The sequence below is a fragment of the Streptomyces sp. NPDC057253 genome, from assembly GCF_042669125.1.
Lineage (GTDB): Bacteria > Actinomycetota > Actinomycetes > Streptomycetales > Streptomycetaceae > Streptomyces.
Genome location: NZ_JBHUXV010000183.1, coordinates 1 through 13,740 on the forward strand (window position 1 = coordinate 1; position 13,740 = coordinate 13,740).

Annotated in this window: 12 protein-coding genes; 8 read left to right on the plus strand and 4 right to left on the minus strand. The window is 71.2% G+C overall.

Annotated features, from left to right (window positions below; genetic code table 11):
* Nucleotides 1-77: 77 nt before the first annotated feature.
* Nucleotides 78-1,595: an MFS transporter gene (locus ACFULQ_RS45510; protein ID WP_383556656.1), complete on the minus strand. Its 1,518-nt coding sequence runs from the start codon at nt 1,593-1,595 to the stop codon at nt 78-80.
* Between the two features lie 76 nt (nt 1,596-1,671).
* On the opposite strand from ACFULQ_RS45510, the gene ACFULQ_RS45515 reads away from it, so the two are divergent.
* Nucleotides 1,672-2,253 (plus strand): TetR/AcrR family transcriptional regulator, encoded by a 582-nt coding sequence (locus ACFULQ_RS45515; protein ID WP_383556658.1) that lies wholly within the window; start codon nt 1,672-1,674, stop codon nt 2,251-2,253.
* 81 nt (nt 2,254-2,334) lie between these two features.
* Here the strand turns inward: ACFULQ_RS45515 and ACFULQ_RS45520 are convergent, their stop codons facing one another.
* Entirely contained in the window at nt 2,335-3,540 is a 1,206-nt protein-coding gene (locus ACFULQ_RS45520) for a PucR family transcriptional regulator (RefSeq protein WP_383556661.1), read from the minus strand.
* Between the two features lie 145 nt (nt 3,541-3,685).
* On the opposite strand from ACFULQ_RS45520, the gene ACFULQ_RS45525 reads away from it, so the two are divergent.
* The 3 genes from ACFULQ_RS45525 to ACFULQ_RS45535 all read left to right on the plus strand — a co-directional run bounded on the left by ACFULQ_RS45525 (nt 3,686) and on the right by ACFULQ_RS45535 (nt 7,168).
* Nucleotides 3,686-4,612 carry a proline dehydrogenase family protein gene (locus ACFULQ_RS45525; RefSeq protein WP_383556663.1) on the plus strand — a complete coding sequence of 309 codons (927 nt, stop codon included), beginning with the start codon at nt 3,686-3,688 and terminating at the stop codon, nt 4,610-4,612.
* A 39-nt stretch (nt 4,613-4,651) separates the two neighbouring features.
* Complete coding sequence (gene pruA, locus ACFULQ_RS45530; protein WP_383556664.1) at nt 4,652-6,283, plus strand: L-glutamate gamma-semialdehyde dehydrogenase; 1,632 nt, start codon at nt 4,652-4,654, stop codon at nt 6,281-6,283.
* Nucleotides 6,284-6,349: 66 nt separating this feature from the next.
* The gene (locus ACFULQ_RS45535; protein WP_383556666.1) at nt 6,350-7,168 is read left to right on the plus strand and encodes an alpha/beta fold hydrolase; all 819 of its coding nucleotides are present in this window, start codon (nt 6,350-6,352) and stop codon (nt 7,166-7,168) included.
* Here ACFULQ_RS45535 and ACFULQ_RS45540 read toward each other — a convergent pair.
* Entirely contained in the window at nt 7,165-8,166 is a 1,002-nt protein-coding gene (locus tag ACFULQ_RS45540; protein ID WP_383556668.1) for an NADP-dependent oxidoreductase, read from the minus strand. The two genes, ACFULQ_RS45535 and ACFULQ_RS45540, sit on opposite strands and share 4 nt — an antisense overlap.
* Before the next feature lie 102 nt (nt 8,167-8,268).
* Here ACFULQ_RS45540 and ACFULQ_RS45545 point away from each other — a divergent pair, with 102 nt between their 5' ends.
* Both ACFULQ_RS45545 and ACFULQ_RS45550 read left to right on the plus strand, forming a co-directional pair.
* Nucleotides 8,269-9,165, plus strand: a complete 897-nt coding sequence (locus ACFULQ_RS45545) for a LysR family transcriptional regulator (protein WP_383556670.1) — start codon at nt 8,269-8,271, stop codon at nt 9,163-9,165.
* A 216-nt stretch (nt 9,166-9,381) separates the two neighbouring features.
* Nucleotides 9,382-9,513, plus strand: coding sequence for a hypothetical protein (locus ACFULQ_RS45550; RefSeq protein WP_020138683.1), 132 nt, complete (start codon nt 9,382-9,384; stop codon nt 9,511-9,513).
* Nucleotides 9,514-9,582: 69 nt separating this feature from the next.
* Here ACFULQ_RS45550 and ACFULQ_RS45555 read toward each other — a convergent pair whose 3' ends face one another.
* Nucleotides 9,583-11,139 (minus strand): purple acid phosphatase family protein, encoded by a 1,557-nt coding sequence (locus ACFULQ_RS45555; protein ID WP_383556673.1) that lies wholly within the window; start codon nt 11,137-11,139, stop codon nt 9,583-9,585.
* Nucleotides 11,140-11,282: 143 nt separating this feature from the next.
* Here ACFULQ_RS45555 and ACFULQ_RS45560 point away from each other — a divergent pair, with 143 nt between their 5' ends.
* Entirely contained in the window at nt 11,283-12,326 is a 1,044-nt protein-coding gene (locus ACFULQ_RS45560; protein WP_383556676.1) for a 3-isopropylmalate dehydrogenase, read from the plus strand.
* A gap of 251 nt (nt 12,327-12,577) precedes the next feature.
* A complete protein-coding gene (locus ACFULQ_RS45565; RefSeq protein WP_383556679.1) occupies nt 12,578-13,672 on the plus strand; it encodes a branched-chain amino acid aminotransferase in 1,095 nt (364 codons plus the stop codon).
* The last annotated feature ends 68 nt before the right edge of the window (nt 13,673-13,740 follow it).

Genomic DNA, 13,740 nt, shown 5'->3' on the forward strand with positions numbered 1-13,740 from the left:
GCCCTGAAGGGGCCTCGTCCTCAAACGCCGGACGAGCTGAGGGAACTCGGCTCGTCCGGCGTTCTGCGTGCGGGCTTTCACAGAGAAGCCTCGGCCGGCTCCGGCGCTTCCTCGCGCACCGTGACTCCCCGCAGCGTCACCGCCGCCAGGCCCGCCGCCCCCACCAGCAGCACCGCCCCCGCGATCGCCGCCCCCTGCATCCCGCTCGTGAACGCCTCCCGGGCCGCCGTCGCCAGACCCGGCACCCGGTCCGCGATCGCCAGCGCCCCGCCCAGGGTCTCGCGGGCCGCGTCCGGGGCCGAACCCGGAATGTCGTGGCGGTAGATCGCCGTACCGATCGAGCCGAGGACCGCCATTCCGAGGGCGCCGCCGAACTCCGCCGCGGTCTCCATCAGGGAGGACGCCGAACCGGCCCGCTCCACGGGTGCGCTGCTCAGGGCGAGGTCCGTGATCAGGGAGATGACCACGACGATCCCGCAGGCCAGCACGGCGCAGGCGACCAGGACCAGCCAGAGGGAGTCGGTGTCCACGAGGGCCAGCAGCGCGTAGCCGACCGCGCCGATCGCGAAGCCCGCGGTGACGACGTAGGCCCGGTTGACGCCCCTCTGGACGAGTGCCGTCGCCGTCGGGGCGGCCGCGCCGATCGGCACCGAGGGCAGCAGCGCCCACAGGGCCGCCTCCAACGCGCTCTTGCCGAGCACGGACTGGAGGTACTGCGTGGTGAAGAACGCCGAGCCCAGCATGGCGAACGAGGCGATGAGGTTGAGCACGACGGAGGGCGCGAAGCCGTGGCCGCGGAACAGTTCCGGGTCGATCATCGGTGAGGCCGTGGTGCGCTGGCGGTGGACGAACAGCGTCGCGAAGAGCAGACCGACGGTGATCGAGACGACGTACCCGACGTGCCAGCCCTCGGACGGGATCTCCTTCAGGCCGTAGACCAAGGGCAGGACGGCGGCCATCGACAGCGGGACGCTCGGCCAGTCGAAGCGGCCGGGTGCGGGGTCCTTCGACTCGGGGAGCAGGATCGGGCCGAGGACCAGCAGCAGGACCATCGCGGGCAGGTTGACCAGGAAGACGGAGCCCCACCAGAAGTACTGGACCAGCACCCCGCTCATCACCGACCCGAGCGCGATGCCGGCCGTCATCACGCCGGACCACATGCCGATCGCCTTCGCGCGCTGTCCCGGGTCGGTGAACATCGTGCGGATCAGCGCCATCGTCGAGGGCATCAGGGTCGCGCCGCCGATGCCGAGGACCGCGCGGGCCGCGATCAGGGTCTCGGCGCTGTGCGCGTAGGCGGCGACCAGGGAGGCGGTGCCGAAGGCGAGGGCTCCGATCAGGAGGAGCCTGCGGCGGCCTATGCGGTCGCCGAGGGAGCCCATCGTCATCAGCAGGCCGGCCAGGACGAACGCGTAGATGTCGAAGATCCACAGCTGCTGGGTGCCGCTCGGCTCCAGGTCCGCGCTGATCGCGGGGACCGCGAAGTACAGGACGGAGACGTCCATGGAGACCAGGAGCAGCGGAAGCATCAGGACGGCGAGTGCGGTCCATTCACGGCGGCCGGCCAGGGAACCGGCGGGAGTCGGGTTCGTCATGGCGGCGACTATACGAGCGTATTAAACGCTTGTCTATGACGCTTGTATAAATCGCTTGTCTAGATAAGGTGGGCGCATGGGACACCGCGAGGATCTGCTCGAAGGCGCCAAGCGCTGCCTGCTGGAGAAGGGGTTCGTGCGCACGACGGCGCGCGACATCGTCAAGGAGTCGGGGACCAACCTCGCGTCGATCGGCTACCACTACGGGTCGAAGGACGCGCTGCTCACACAGGCGTTCGTGGAACTGGTCCAGGAGTGGGGGGAGACCTTCGACCCGGCCGGGGCGCGGGACGCGGAGGCCGGGGGCTCGCTGGAGCGGTTCCGCGGGGTGTGGGCGCGGATGCTGGCTGGCCTGGAGGAGTCCCGCCCGGTGTGGGCCGCCAGCCTGGAGATCGCCACCCAGGGCGAGCGGATGCCCGAGCTGCGCACGATGATGGCCGCGGCCCAGACCGAGGGCCGCTCCGGCCTGGTCGCCCTGTTCACCGGCCTGGAGGAGTCCACGCTCGACGAGCGGACCGTCCGCACGCTCGGCGGCTTCTACCAGGCGCTGCTCAACGGTCTGATGGTGCAGTGGCTCTTCGACCCGGCGAGCGCCGCCACCGCCGACGACCTGACCGAGGGGCTGCGCCGGGTGATCGAGGGCGCCACGAAGAGCTGACGATCCGCCCGTCCCACAACTCCAGGACCCGCTCCGCGACCTGCCGCGGTCGCCGCGACGTCGCCATCGGACGGCTCCGGTCTAGAGCCGCGCCCCCTTGAGGGCCATGTGCAGCAGGAGGCGGTCCTCTCCGTCGTCCAGGTCCAGGCCGGTGAGTTGTTCGACGCGGGAGAGGCGGTAGTAGAGGGTCTGGCGGTGGATGCCCAGTTCGGCGGCGGTGCGGCCGGCCTGGCCCGCGCGGTCGAGGTAGACCTCGGCGGTGCGGGCGAGTTCGCGGTGGGCGGGGGAGAGGAGGGGGCGTACGGCGGGGTCCCGGGCCGTCTCCGGGGGCAGTGCGGTCAGCAGGCGGTACGGGCCGATCCGCGACCACTGGGCGAGGGGGCCGAACCCCGGCTCCGCGAGCGCCGCGCGGGCCGCGGCCGACGCCTCCTGCCAGGCGGCGGCGACTCCGGCGAGCCCGTCGCGCGGCTCACCGATCCCGGCCGCGCGGGACGGGGTGCGCGGCTCGCCCGTGCCGGTGCCTGGCGTGCGGGTCTCCTCGGCGAGCAGGCGGGTCGCCGCCGTGGTCGCCGGGGTCAGGGTGTCCGGGGCCCGGAGGCGGACCAGGATCGCCAGGGCGTGGGCCGCGGGGCCCCACGGGAGCGTGCAGAGGGCCGTCGCGTGGGGGACCGTGCGTGCGGACGGGGCGTCGTCGGGGTCGGCGGAGGGCCACGGGGCGATACACACCATGGCGTACGGGCCGTCGCCGCGGGAGCCCAGTGCCGTGCGCAGGGCGGCCACCGCCATGTCGGCCTGCCAGCCGCGCTCGGCGGTCAGCACCGCCCGCAGTTCCCGGCTCAGGTCGGCCCCGTGCTGCGCCTCGTCCGCGAGCAGCGCGCCGATCCGGGCCGTCACCCGCATGGCCGCGTCCAGCTGCGGGTCGGTCGGGCCGGGGTCGGAGTCCAGGAGCCAGACGTAACCGAGGACGACCCCCCGGTGCCGTACCGGAAGGCAGATCCGGCCCCGGTACACCCCCGCCTCCGGAGTCGGCGGAATCCGCACCGGGGCGCTCGCCCGCGTGATGCCGAAGCCCTCGAACCACGTCCGGACCGCGGCCGTGGAGCGGCGGGTCAGGATCGAGCGGGCGCGGACCGGGTCCAGCGCCGAGGGATCGAGCTCGCCCTCACTGTCGTACGCACCGAAGGCGATCAGTTCGAAGTCCCGGTTCTCCAGGGTCGCCGGAACGCCCAGGAGCTCCGAGATCTCGTCGACCAGCTCCTGGTAGTCGCCCTTGTAGTCCCCTGTCACTCGGGCATTCTCGCGCAAAAACACCCCGCTTCATACATCTGTCTGAGATCTGCGGCACGGATGCGTGACAGCTGTCGATGGCCCACGATCGGAGGGATCCTTAGGTTTCACGGTGGTTCTATCTGCTGGTTTGTGGAGGTGCCCCGTGCTGGGTCCCGTGATTCTTGCCGCGTCGCGCAGCGACCGGATGCGACGCCTGATCTCGGCGGCCCCGGTGACCAAGCAGGTCGTCGACCGCTTCATCCCCGGTGAGAGCGTCGACGACGTGGTGCCGATCATCGAGGAGCTCACCGGGCGTGGCCTGGAGCTGACGATGGACGTCGTCGGCGAGGACATCACCACCCCCGAGCAGGCGGCGGCCGCCCGGGACGCCTACCTCACGCTGGTCGACCGGCTGCGCGACCTCGGTCTCGGCGAGCGCGTGGAGATGTCCGTCAAGCTGTCCATGTTCGGGCAGGCGCTCGACGGCGGTCACGAGCTGGCGCTCGCGAACGTCCGGCCGGTCGTGGAGGCCGCCGCCGCGATCGGTACGACCGTGACGCTCGACGCCGAGGACCACACCACCCTCGACTCGATGTTCGCCATCCACGAGGAGCTGCGGAAGGACTTCCCGCAGACCGGCTGCGTCATCCAGGCCTACCTCTTCCGCACCGAGGCCGACGCCCGCCGGCTCGCCGGGGCCGGTAGCCGGGTGCGGCTCGTGAAGGGCGCCTACAAGGAGCCCGCCGAGGTGGCCTACCAGCAGAAACACGAGATCGACAAGGCGTACGTCCGGGTCCTGCGCGTCCTCATGGAGGGCGAGGGATACCCGATGGTCGGCTCCCACGACCCCCGCCTGATCTCCATCGCCCAGGAACTCGCCCGGCAGGCCGGCCGCAAGCTGGACGAGTACGAGTTCCAGATGCTGTACGGCATCCGCGGCGACGAACACCTGCGCCTGGCCGCCGAGGGCCACCGCATGCGCGTCTACACGGCCTACGGCACGGACTGGTACGGCTACTTCATGCGCCGTCTCGCGGAGAAGCCGGCGAACCTGCGCTTCTTCGCCCGCAGCTTGGTCAGCAAGGGCTGATCCCGAACACCCGCTCAAGCACAAGGAGTTACGGAACCCATGGACGCTGTGACCCAGGTCCCCACCCCCGTCAACGAGCCGGTGCACGGCTATGCCCCCGGTTCGCCCGAGCGGGCCCGGCTGGAGGCCAAGCTCAAGGAGCTGGCCGAGAACCCGGTCGACCTGCCGATGACCATCGGCGGCGAGAAGCGGATGGGCGGCGGTGAGCGCTTCGACGTCGTGCAGCCGCACAACCACAAGGCCCGCCTGGGCACGTACGCCAACGCCACCCAGCAGGACGCCCAGGACGCCATCGACGCCGCCCTCGCCGCCGCGCCCGCCTGGCGCGCGATGTCGTTCGACGACCGCGCCGCGATCATCCTGCGCGCCGCCGAACTGCTCGCCGGCCCCTGGCGCGAGACCCTCGCCGCGTCCACCATGCTCGGCCAGTCCAAGACCGCCCAGCAGGCCGAGATCGACACGCCCTGCGAGCTGGTCGACTTCTGGCGCTTCAACGTCAAGTACGCCCGTGACCTGCTCGCCGAGCAGCCCCCGGCCAACGCCCCCGGTGTCTGGAACCGTCTCGACCACCGCCCGCTCGAAGGGTTCGTCTACGCGATCACGCCGTTCAACTTCACGGCGATCGCGGGCAACCTGCCCACCGCGCCCGCCCTCATGGGCAACGTGGTGGTCTGGAAGCCGTCCCCGACGCAGACCCACGCGGCCGTGCTGCTGATGCAGCTGCTGGAGGAGGCGGGGCTGCCCAAGGGCGTCATCAACCTCGTCACCGGCGACGGCATCGAGGTCTCCAAGGTGGCCCTGGAGCACCGCGACCTCGCGGGCATCCACTTCACCGGCTCCACCAAGACCTTCCAGCACCTGTGGAAGACGGTCGGCGCCAACATCGAGAAGTACCGCACCTACCCCCGCCTGGTCGGCGAGACCGGCGGCAAGGACTTCGTGGTCGCCCACCCGAGCGCCGACCGCGCGATCCTCAAGACGGCCCTGACCCGCGGTGCCTTCGAGTACCAGGGCCAGAAGTGCAGCGCCACCTCCCGGGCCTACATCCCGGCGTCCCTCTGGAACAGCGGTTTCCGCGAGGAGTTCGCCGCCGAGGTCGACGGCATCGCCATGGGTGACGTCACCGACCTCACCAACTTCATCGGTGCCGTCATCGACGAGCGGGCCTTCGCCAAGAACAAGGCCGCGATCGACCGAGCCCAGGCGGACCCGACCTGCACGATCGTCGCGGGCGGTTCCTACGACGACTCGGTGGGCTGGTTCGTCCGCCCGACGGTCGTGGAGTGCACGGACCCGGCCAACGAGGTCTTCACCACCGAGTACTTCGGCCCCTTCCTCGCGGTCCACGTCTACGAGGACGAGAAGTACGACGAGATGCTGACCCAGATGGAGTCGGCGTCCGACTACGCCCTCACCGGCTCGGTGATCGCCTCCGACCGCGCGGCGGCGGCGTACACGATGGAGAAGCTGCGCTACGCGGCCGGCAACTTCTACATCAACGACAAGTCGACCGGCGCCGTCGTCGGCCAGCAGCCCTTCGGCGGCGGCCGCGCCTCCGGCACCAACGACAAGGCCGGCGCCCCGCAGAACCTCCAGCGCTGGACCCTGACCCGCGCCATCAAGGAGACCCTGGTCCCGCCGACCGAGTACGGCTACCCGCACATGGGCTGACGCCCCGTCAGCCACCGGAAGGGGCCGGGCTGTTGCCCGGCCCCTTCGTGTGCGCACAATGCCGGCATGACCGTGATCACCGAGGACGACGTACGACTGTGGGCCTCACGCTCGGGTGAGGGTCGCCCAGCGACTCCGGGGGGCCCGCTGGTCCTCTGCCACGGCGGACCGGGTCTGTGGGACATGTTCGCGGACGTGGCCGCGATGCTCGACGACCGGACCACGGTGATCCGCTGGGACCAGCGCGGCTGCGGCCGCTCGGAGCGGTGCGACGGACCCTGGACGACCGACCGGTTCGTGGCCGACCTGGACGCCGTGCGCCGGCACTTCGGTCTGGACCGGATGGCTCTGCTCGGCCACTCCTGGGGCGCGCAGCTCGCGTTGAGCTATGCCCTGGCCCACCCGGCGCGGGTGAGCACGCTGATCTACGTGAGCGGGAACGGCATCGGGCCGGTGTCCGGCTGGCACGCCGCCTACAAGGAGAACCTCGCGTCCCGCCTCGGCGGACAGGAGCGCCCCGAGGACGAGCGCGAGCAGGTGATCCTCCAGTGGTCGGCCGACTTCGCGGACCCCGCGCGCGCCCTGGAGCGGGCCCGGCGGATGGCCGACCCCTGGTTCGCGATCAACTACGCGTGCAACAGCGCGCTGAACACCGAGATCAAGAACACCTGGGGCACCGCGGAGCTACAGGCGGCCTGCCGGGCCCTGGACCTGCCCGTTCTGATCATCGACGGTGCCCAGGACATCCGCCCGCGCTCGGCCGTGGACTCCCTGGCGGAGGCCTTGCCGCGGGTGCGGCGGGCGGTGCTGCCGGGGACCGGGCACGTGCCGTGGCTGGAGGCGCCTCAGTCGTTCCGGGAACTCGTGACAGGGGCGCTCATCTAGTCGGCGGCCACCGATGCCGCCCGCACCAGGATCTTCCCCGTGTTCCCGCCCCGCAGCATCAGCAGGAACGCCTCCACGATGCGCTCGAAGCCGTCCAGGACCGTCTCGTCCAGGGCGAGGGTGCCGTCGAGCAGGCGCGGTACCGCGAACTCGTACAACTCCTCCTGCACGTCGGTGTGGTCGCGGACCAGGAAGCCCTCCAGGCGCAGGCTCTTCTCCACCACGTCCGCGTGGTCGAAGCGGACCGGCGGCGCGCCCGGGGTGTTGTACTGGCCGACCGTGCCGACCCGCACCACCCGCCCTCGCTCCCGCAGCGCGCCGATCGCCGCGCCCAGGTGCTCGCCGCCGACGTTGTCCACGAACACGTCGATGCCGTCGGGCGCCGCCTTCGCGAGGAGGTCCGCGACCGGGCCCGAGTGGTAGTCGAACGCCGTGTCGTAGCCGACCTGTTCCACCAGATGACGGACCTTGGCCGGCGAGCCCGCGCTGCCGATCAGCCGGCCCGCCCCCAGCAGCCGGGCGAACCGGCCCGTCGCCGTACCGACCCCGCCCGCCGCCGCGGAGACGAACAGGTCCTCGCCCTCGCGGAACCGGGCGACGCGGGTGAGGCCGACGTACGCGGTGAGGCCGGTGCCGCCGAGCACGCTCAAGTACGCGGAGAGCGGCAGGCCTTCGTACTGGGGCAGCCGTCTGACCTCGGCCGGGCCCACCACCGAGTGCGTCCGCCAGCCCTTGCGGTGCACGATCAACTCGCCCTCGTGCAGGGTTGGTTCGCGAGAGGCGACGACTCTGCCGAGCGTGCAGCCCTCCAGCGGGGCGTCCAACTCGAAGTCACCGTCCATCATTTCGCGGTGGTAGGGGTCGACCGACCAGTAGAGGTTCTCGACGAGAGCAGTGCCGGGGGAGGGGGCGGGGATCTCCGACTCCACGAAACGGAAGTGCTCCGGGGTCGGGAAGCCGGTCGGGCGGGAGGTCTGGTGCACGGTGAGCGCGGTCATGTCCGCGACGGTAGGGAGGAATGCGCCGGGGCGGGCAGAGGGTTGGGCTCATGGAACGGGCGGATCCATGAACCGCTCTCATGGCGGCAGGTGGGGGACAGGGTGAGCAGTGCGGTAGATCTCGCGCCGCAGGAGTTGCGGGTCCTGGTGGCCGTCGCCGAGGAGGGCGGCTTCTCCGCGGCCGCGCCCCGCCTCGGCACCACCCAGTCCGCCGTCTCGCACGCGGTACGCGGCATCGAGCGCAAGCTGGGAGTCGTCCTGTTCGAGCGGGGCCGGTACGGGGCCCGTCCCACCCCCGCCGGTGAGAAGGCCGCGGCCCACGCCCGCCGGGTCCTGCGGATGCTCGACGCCCTGGTCAGAGAGGCCCGGGACACCCCCAGGGCCACGGTCACCGGGCCCCTGCGCGTGGCCGCCTTCCGCAGTGCGGCCCTGCATCTGCTGCCGCCCGTCCTGGCGCGGCTGTCCGCCCGGCACCCGGGGATCGAGGCGACCGTCACCGTCGTACGGGAGATCGGTCCCGGCACGGCCGGTGAGGTGGCCGAGGGGCGGGCCGACCTCGGCATCGCCACCCTCGGAACCGGCACGCGGCTCGCGCCGGGTCTCGTCGGGGACGTACTCCTGGAAGAGCCGTACGCCCTCGTGCACCCTGCCGGGCATCCCGAGCCGCGCTCGCTGCCGCTGGTCGACTGGCGGGAGAACTGCTCCTCGTACACCCGCGCGTGGTGGGCCGCGCAGGACTGGATCCCCGCCGCGACCGTCCGCGCCGAGGACGACGGGGCCGTGCTGTCGATGGTGGGCAGCGGGCTCGGGATGGCGATCATGCCCGCGCTCTCCCTCACCGCGGTCCCGCCCGGCACCCAGATCACCGACCTCGGACCCGGGCGGCCCACCCGCCGGGTCGGATACGTCACCACTCCCGGGCTCGCCGCCACCGCCGCCGTCCGTGCACTCGTCCGGGAACTCAGGTCATCGGCGACATTGCAGGTCAGCGCGGTGTGACCCACTTCGCCGTCTCAGATAGTAGGAAGTCCGAGTAATTGTGGAGACAGACCGGCCCCCCTCCCTTAGCTTTGTAGGAGCCGAACGTCTCGCTCGATCAAGCGAATGGCGGTCGTGAGCCGGGCCCCGTGCAGGCAACCCCTGCGGCCGGTGCTCCCCGCCCCATCCGGCGTCTCGTTGTCCCCTTCCCAGGCAATTCGAAGGAGTCGATTTCTCATGGCCGAGACGACCGCCCGCCGTCGAGTCCGTCACATCTCCCGCACGAGCGATTCCGACCGCAAGAACGCCGCCGCGGCGCTCCAGCGCGCCCTCGACCGCCGTGACAACGGCGGCTCGACCGGTCACTGACCCCATCGCCCCAAGCGTCACGTCTCAAGCCGGGAGCCGCACCCGCACGAGGTGTGGCGCGGGCCGTGCTCACGCCCCGCGCCGCACCTCGAAGTGGTCGACGCGCCTGCCGTCCTGGGCGAGCGCGGACACCGTCAGCCGCGGCCGCGCCCCGCTGTGGGCCTCCACCGAGAGCAGCGAGAACCCGCGGTAGCGGACCCGCGACCACTCCACGGTCTCCTTGAGGGTCTGCTTCGACTCGGTCCACTGGAAGGTCTCGACCGACTCGTGGTCGTGCACCCGCCCCTCGTAGCTCTCCTTGACGCCCGGCGGGAAGCCGTACAGGTCCCGCCCGCCCCCGCCCGCGGTCACATAGACGATGCCGTCCCGCGTCGGGTCCGTGGCCCCGCCGACCGGCACCTTGCGGCCGACCTCGCCGCCCCGGATCGCGTCGGTCCGCTCGTACACGTGGTTGTGCCCGTTGATCACCAGATCGACCTGGTGCTTCTCGAACAGCGGCAGCCAGTGCGCGCGCACTCCGCCGTCGGAGGCGTGCGAGGACGTCGAGTACGCGCAGTGGTGGAAGTAGACGACCACGAAGTCGATCCCCTTGGCGGCCCGCAGCTCACCGAGCCTGCTGTCCAGCCACTTCGTCTGCCTGCCGTCCGTGTGCCCGAGGTTGGCCTGGATCTCGTACGACACGTCGTTCGCGTCCAGCGCCACCACGCCGACGTTGCCGTACGCGAAGGAGTAGACGCCCGGTGCCGAGCGCGGGTCGAAGCCGCTGTCCGGCAGGGTCCAGCGGGCGAGCTGGCCACCGTAGCCGTCGGGTGAGTACCAGGCCTCCATGTCGTGGTTGCCGGTCGTCACCATCCACGGCACGCTCCGCGCGACCCCCTCGTTCTGCTTGAGGAACAGGTCCCAGAAGCCCGGGTCGTAGCCGTCGGACTTCACGCCCTGGCCGTTGCTGTCGGCGTAGCAGATGTCGCCGGCGTGGAGGTGGAAGGCGGGCTTCTGACGCAGCAGCAGGTTGTCGTTGGCGGCCGCGGCCGTGCCGACGCCCTGGTCGCCGAAGGCCGTGAACACGAATGTCTCCGGGCTCGCCGGGGCCGTACGGAAGCTCGTGATGGTCGCGCGGTGTGCCGGGTCCGCCGGGTCGAAGCCCTCGTGGCCGACGCCGTAGTAGTACGTGGTGCCGGGGCGCAGTCCGTCCAGGGCCGCGTGCAGGTAGTACTGGTCGAGGGCGAGGCGGACACCGGTCAGTCCGGGGGTGTGCAGGTCGCGGAGCTCGGCCTCGATGCGCCGGCTCAGGTCGTCCGGGCGCAGGCCGACGCGGACGTACGGCTTGCGGACCGCGAGCGGGACCTGCCACGACACCCGCATCTGGGTCTTGGGGTCGGCACCGAAGGCGAGATGACGGCCGAAGGGGATGACGGCGGAGCCGTGCACTTTCGTCGTGGGGGAGGACGGGGAGCCGGCGGTGGACGTCCCCGCGGTGGAACAGCCCGTCAGCAGGCCGCCGGCGACCGCGCCCGCCGTCACCAGCGTGCGGCGCCGGGACAGCATGGTCCGCAGGTAGTCGTGCTGCTCGGCCATGCTCATGCGGCGCGCGAGCCGGGGCGGAATGCCGACGTCGGGGAGGTCCATGCTGGTGAACTTCCCAGCGCACCCCAACAACCGCCATACCTACGGGTGAACGGCGGCCGAAGGGCTGACGCCGGGCCTCCGCCGCCATGTCCGTATCGCGGACAGGCCGTGTCATCCCATGGGACGAGGAGTAGGGTTCCCGCATGTCTCGCAGCATCAATCTCGCAGTGATTCCCGGTGACGGCATCGGCCAGGAGGTCGTGGCCGAAGGTCTGAAGGTCCTCTCCGCCGTCCTTCCGCAGGATGTGAAGCTGGAGACCAAGGACTTCGACTTCGGCGCCCGGCGCTACCACGCCACCGGTGAGACCCTCACCGACGCCGACCTCGACGCGCTGAAGCAGCACGACGCGATCCTGCTCGGCGCCATCGGCGACCCGTCGGTCCCCTCCGGCGTGCTGGAGCGCGGCTTCCTCCTCAAGCTCCGCTTCGCCTTCGACCACCATGTGAACCTGCGTCCGTCGAAGCTGCTCCCCGGTGTCGACACGCCCCTCAAGGGCGAGCCGGCCATCGACTTCGTGGTCGTCCGCGAGGGCACCGAGGGCCCCTACACCGGCAACGGCGGCACGATCCGCAAGGGCACCGAGCACGAGGTGGCCACCGAGGTCTCCGTGAACACCGCCTTCGGTGTCGAGCGCGTGGTCCGCGACGCCTTCGCCCGTGCCCAGGCCCGCCCGCGCAAGAAGCTCACGCTGGTCCACAAGAACAACGTGCTGACCTTCGCCGGGCACCTGTGGACGAACATCTTCACCAAGGTGGCCGCGGAGTTCCCCGAGGTCACCACCGACTACATCCACGTGGACGCCGCGACCATCTACCTGGTCACCGACCCCGAGCGCTTCGACGTGATCGTCACCGACAACCTCTTCGGCGACATCATCACCGACCTCGCCGCGGCCGTCTCCGGCGGTATCGGCGTGGCGGCCTCCGGCAACATCAACCCGTCCGGAGAGTTCCCGTCCATGTTCGAGCCCGTCCACGGCTCGGCCCCGGACATCGCGGGCCAGGGCAAGGCCGACCCCACGGCCACGGTCCTGTCCGTCGCCCTGCTCCTGCGTCACCTCGGCTACGAGGCCGAGGCCGCCCGCATCGAGGAGGCGGTCTCCGCCGACCTCGCCGAGCGCACCGGCAAGCCCGCCCGCAGCACCGCCGAGATCGGCGACGCGCTGGCCGTACGAGTAGCCGGCTGACCGGGCGGACCACTAAAGCATTCGAAGCCGCCGGGTCACCGCACCCGGCGGCTTTCGCTTGTCCCCCGCCGGGTGCCACCATCATCCCCTGGGTCGCATTTCACGCCGTTTCTTCCCCGGCTCCCCGCTTGCGATAATCGAACGCGGAGCCGCGGAATGAGGGAATGCTCGGACGTCCTAGCACTGGTCACTGACAGTAAAGGGGCGTGAGCGCGGCCCGTCACTACCCAACCGGTGAAGGACAACCACTCATGACGACGCCCACGATCGAGCTCAAGCCCTCCGCCAGTCCGCTCTCCGCCGCCGAGCGCGAGGCGATCCTGGCCAGTCCCGGGTTCGGCCGGCACTTCACCGACCACATGGTGACGATCAAGTGGACCGAGGGCCGCGGCTGGCACGACGCCCAGCTCGTCCCGTACGGCCCGATCTCCCTCGACCCCTCCACCCACGTCCTCCACTACGGCCAGGAGATCTTCGAGGGGCTCAAGGCGTACCGCCAGGCCGACGGCTCGGTCGCCGTGTTCCGTCCCGAGGCCAACGCCCGCCGCTTCCGCAACTCCGCGCGCCGGATGGCGATGGCCGAGCTGCCCGAGGAGCTGTTCATCGAGGCCCTCGACGCGCTCATCGGCCAGGACGCCGACTGGGTCCCGCCGCACGGCGGCGAGGAGTCCCTCTACCTGCGCCCGTTCATGTTCGCCACGGAGGCCGCGCTCGGCGTCCATCCGGCCAACGAGTACCTCTTCATGCTGATCGCCTCCCCGTCCGGCGCCTACTTCGCCGGGGGCGTCAAGCCGGTCACCATCTGGGTCTCCGAGGACTACGTCCGCGCGGTCCCCGGCGGCACCGGTGACGCCAAGACCGGCGGCAACTACGCGGCCTCCCTCCTTCCGCAGGCCGAGGCCGCCGCCAACGGCTGCGACCAGGTCGTCTACCTCGACGCGGTGACCCGCACCAAGGTCGAGGAGTCCGGCTCGATGAACATCGCCTTCGTCTACGGCGACCGGATCGTCACCCCGTCCCTCACGGGCTCGATCCTGGAGGGCATCACCCGGGACTCCCTCCTCCAGGTCGCCCGCGACCTCGGCTACACCGCCGAGGAGGGCGTGATCACCCTCGACCAGTGGCGCGCCGACGCCGCCTCCGGCGCCCTCACCGAGGTCTTCGCCTGCGGCACCGCGGCCGTCGTCACGCCGATCGGCCACGTCAAGACCAAGACGGACGGCTGGACCCACGGCGACGGCACGCCCGGCGAGGTCACCGGGAAGCTGCGCGAGGCCCTGCTGGGCATCCAGCGGGGTGTCCGGGAGGACAAGCACGGCTGGATGCACAGGCTGGGCCAGGCCTGACGCTTCTGGGCCTGGCGCTTCTGGACCCACCCCTTCCAGGCCCACCCCTTCTGGGCCTACCGCTTCGT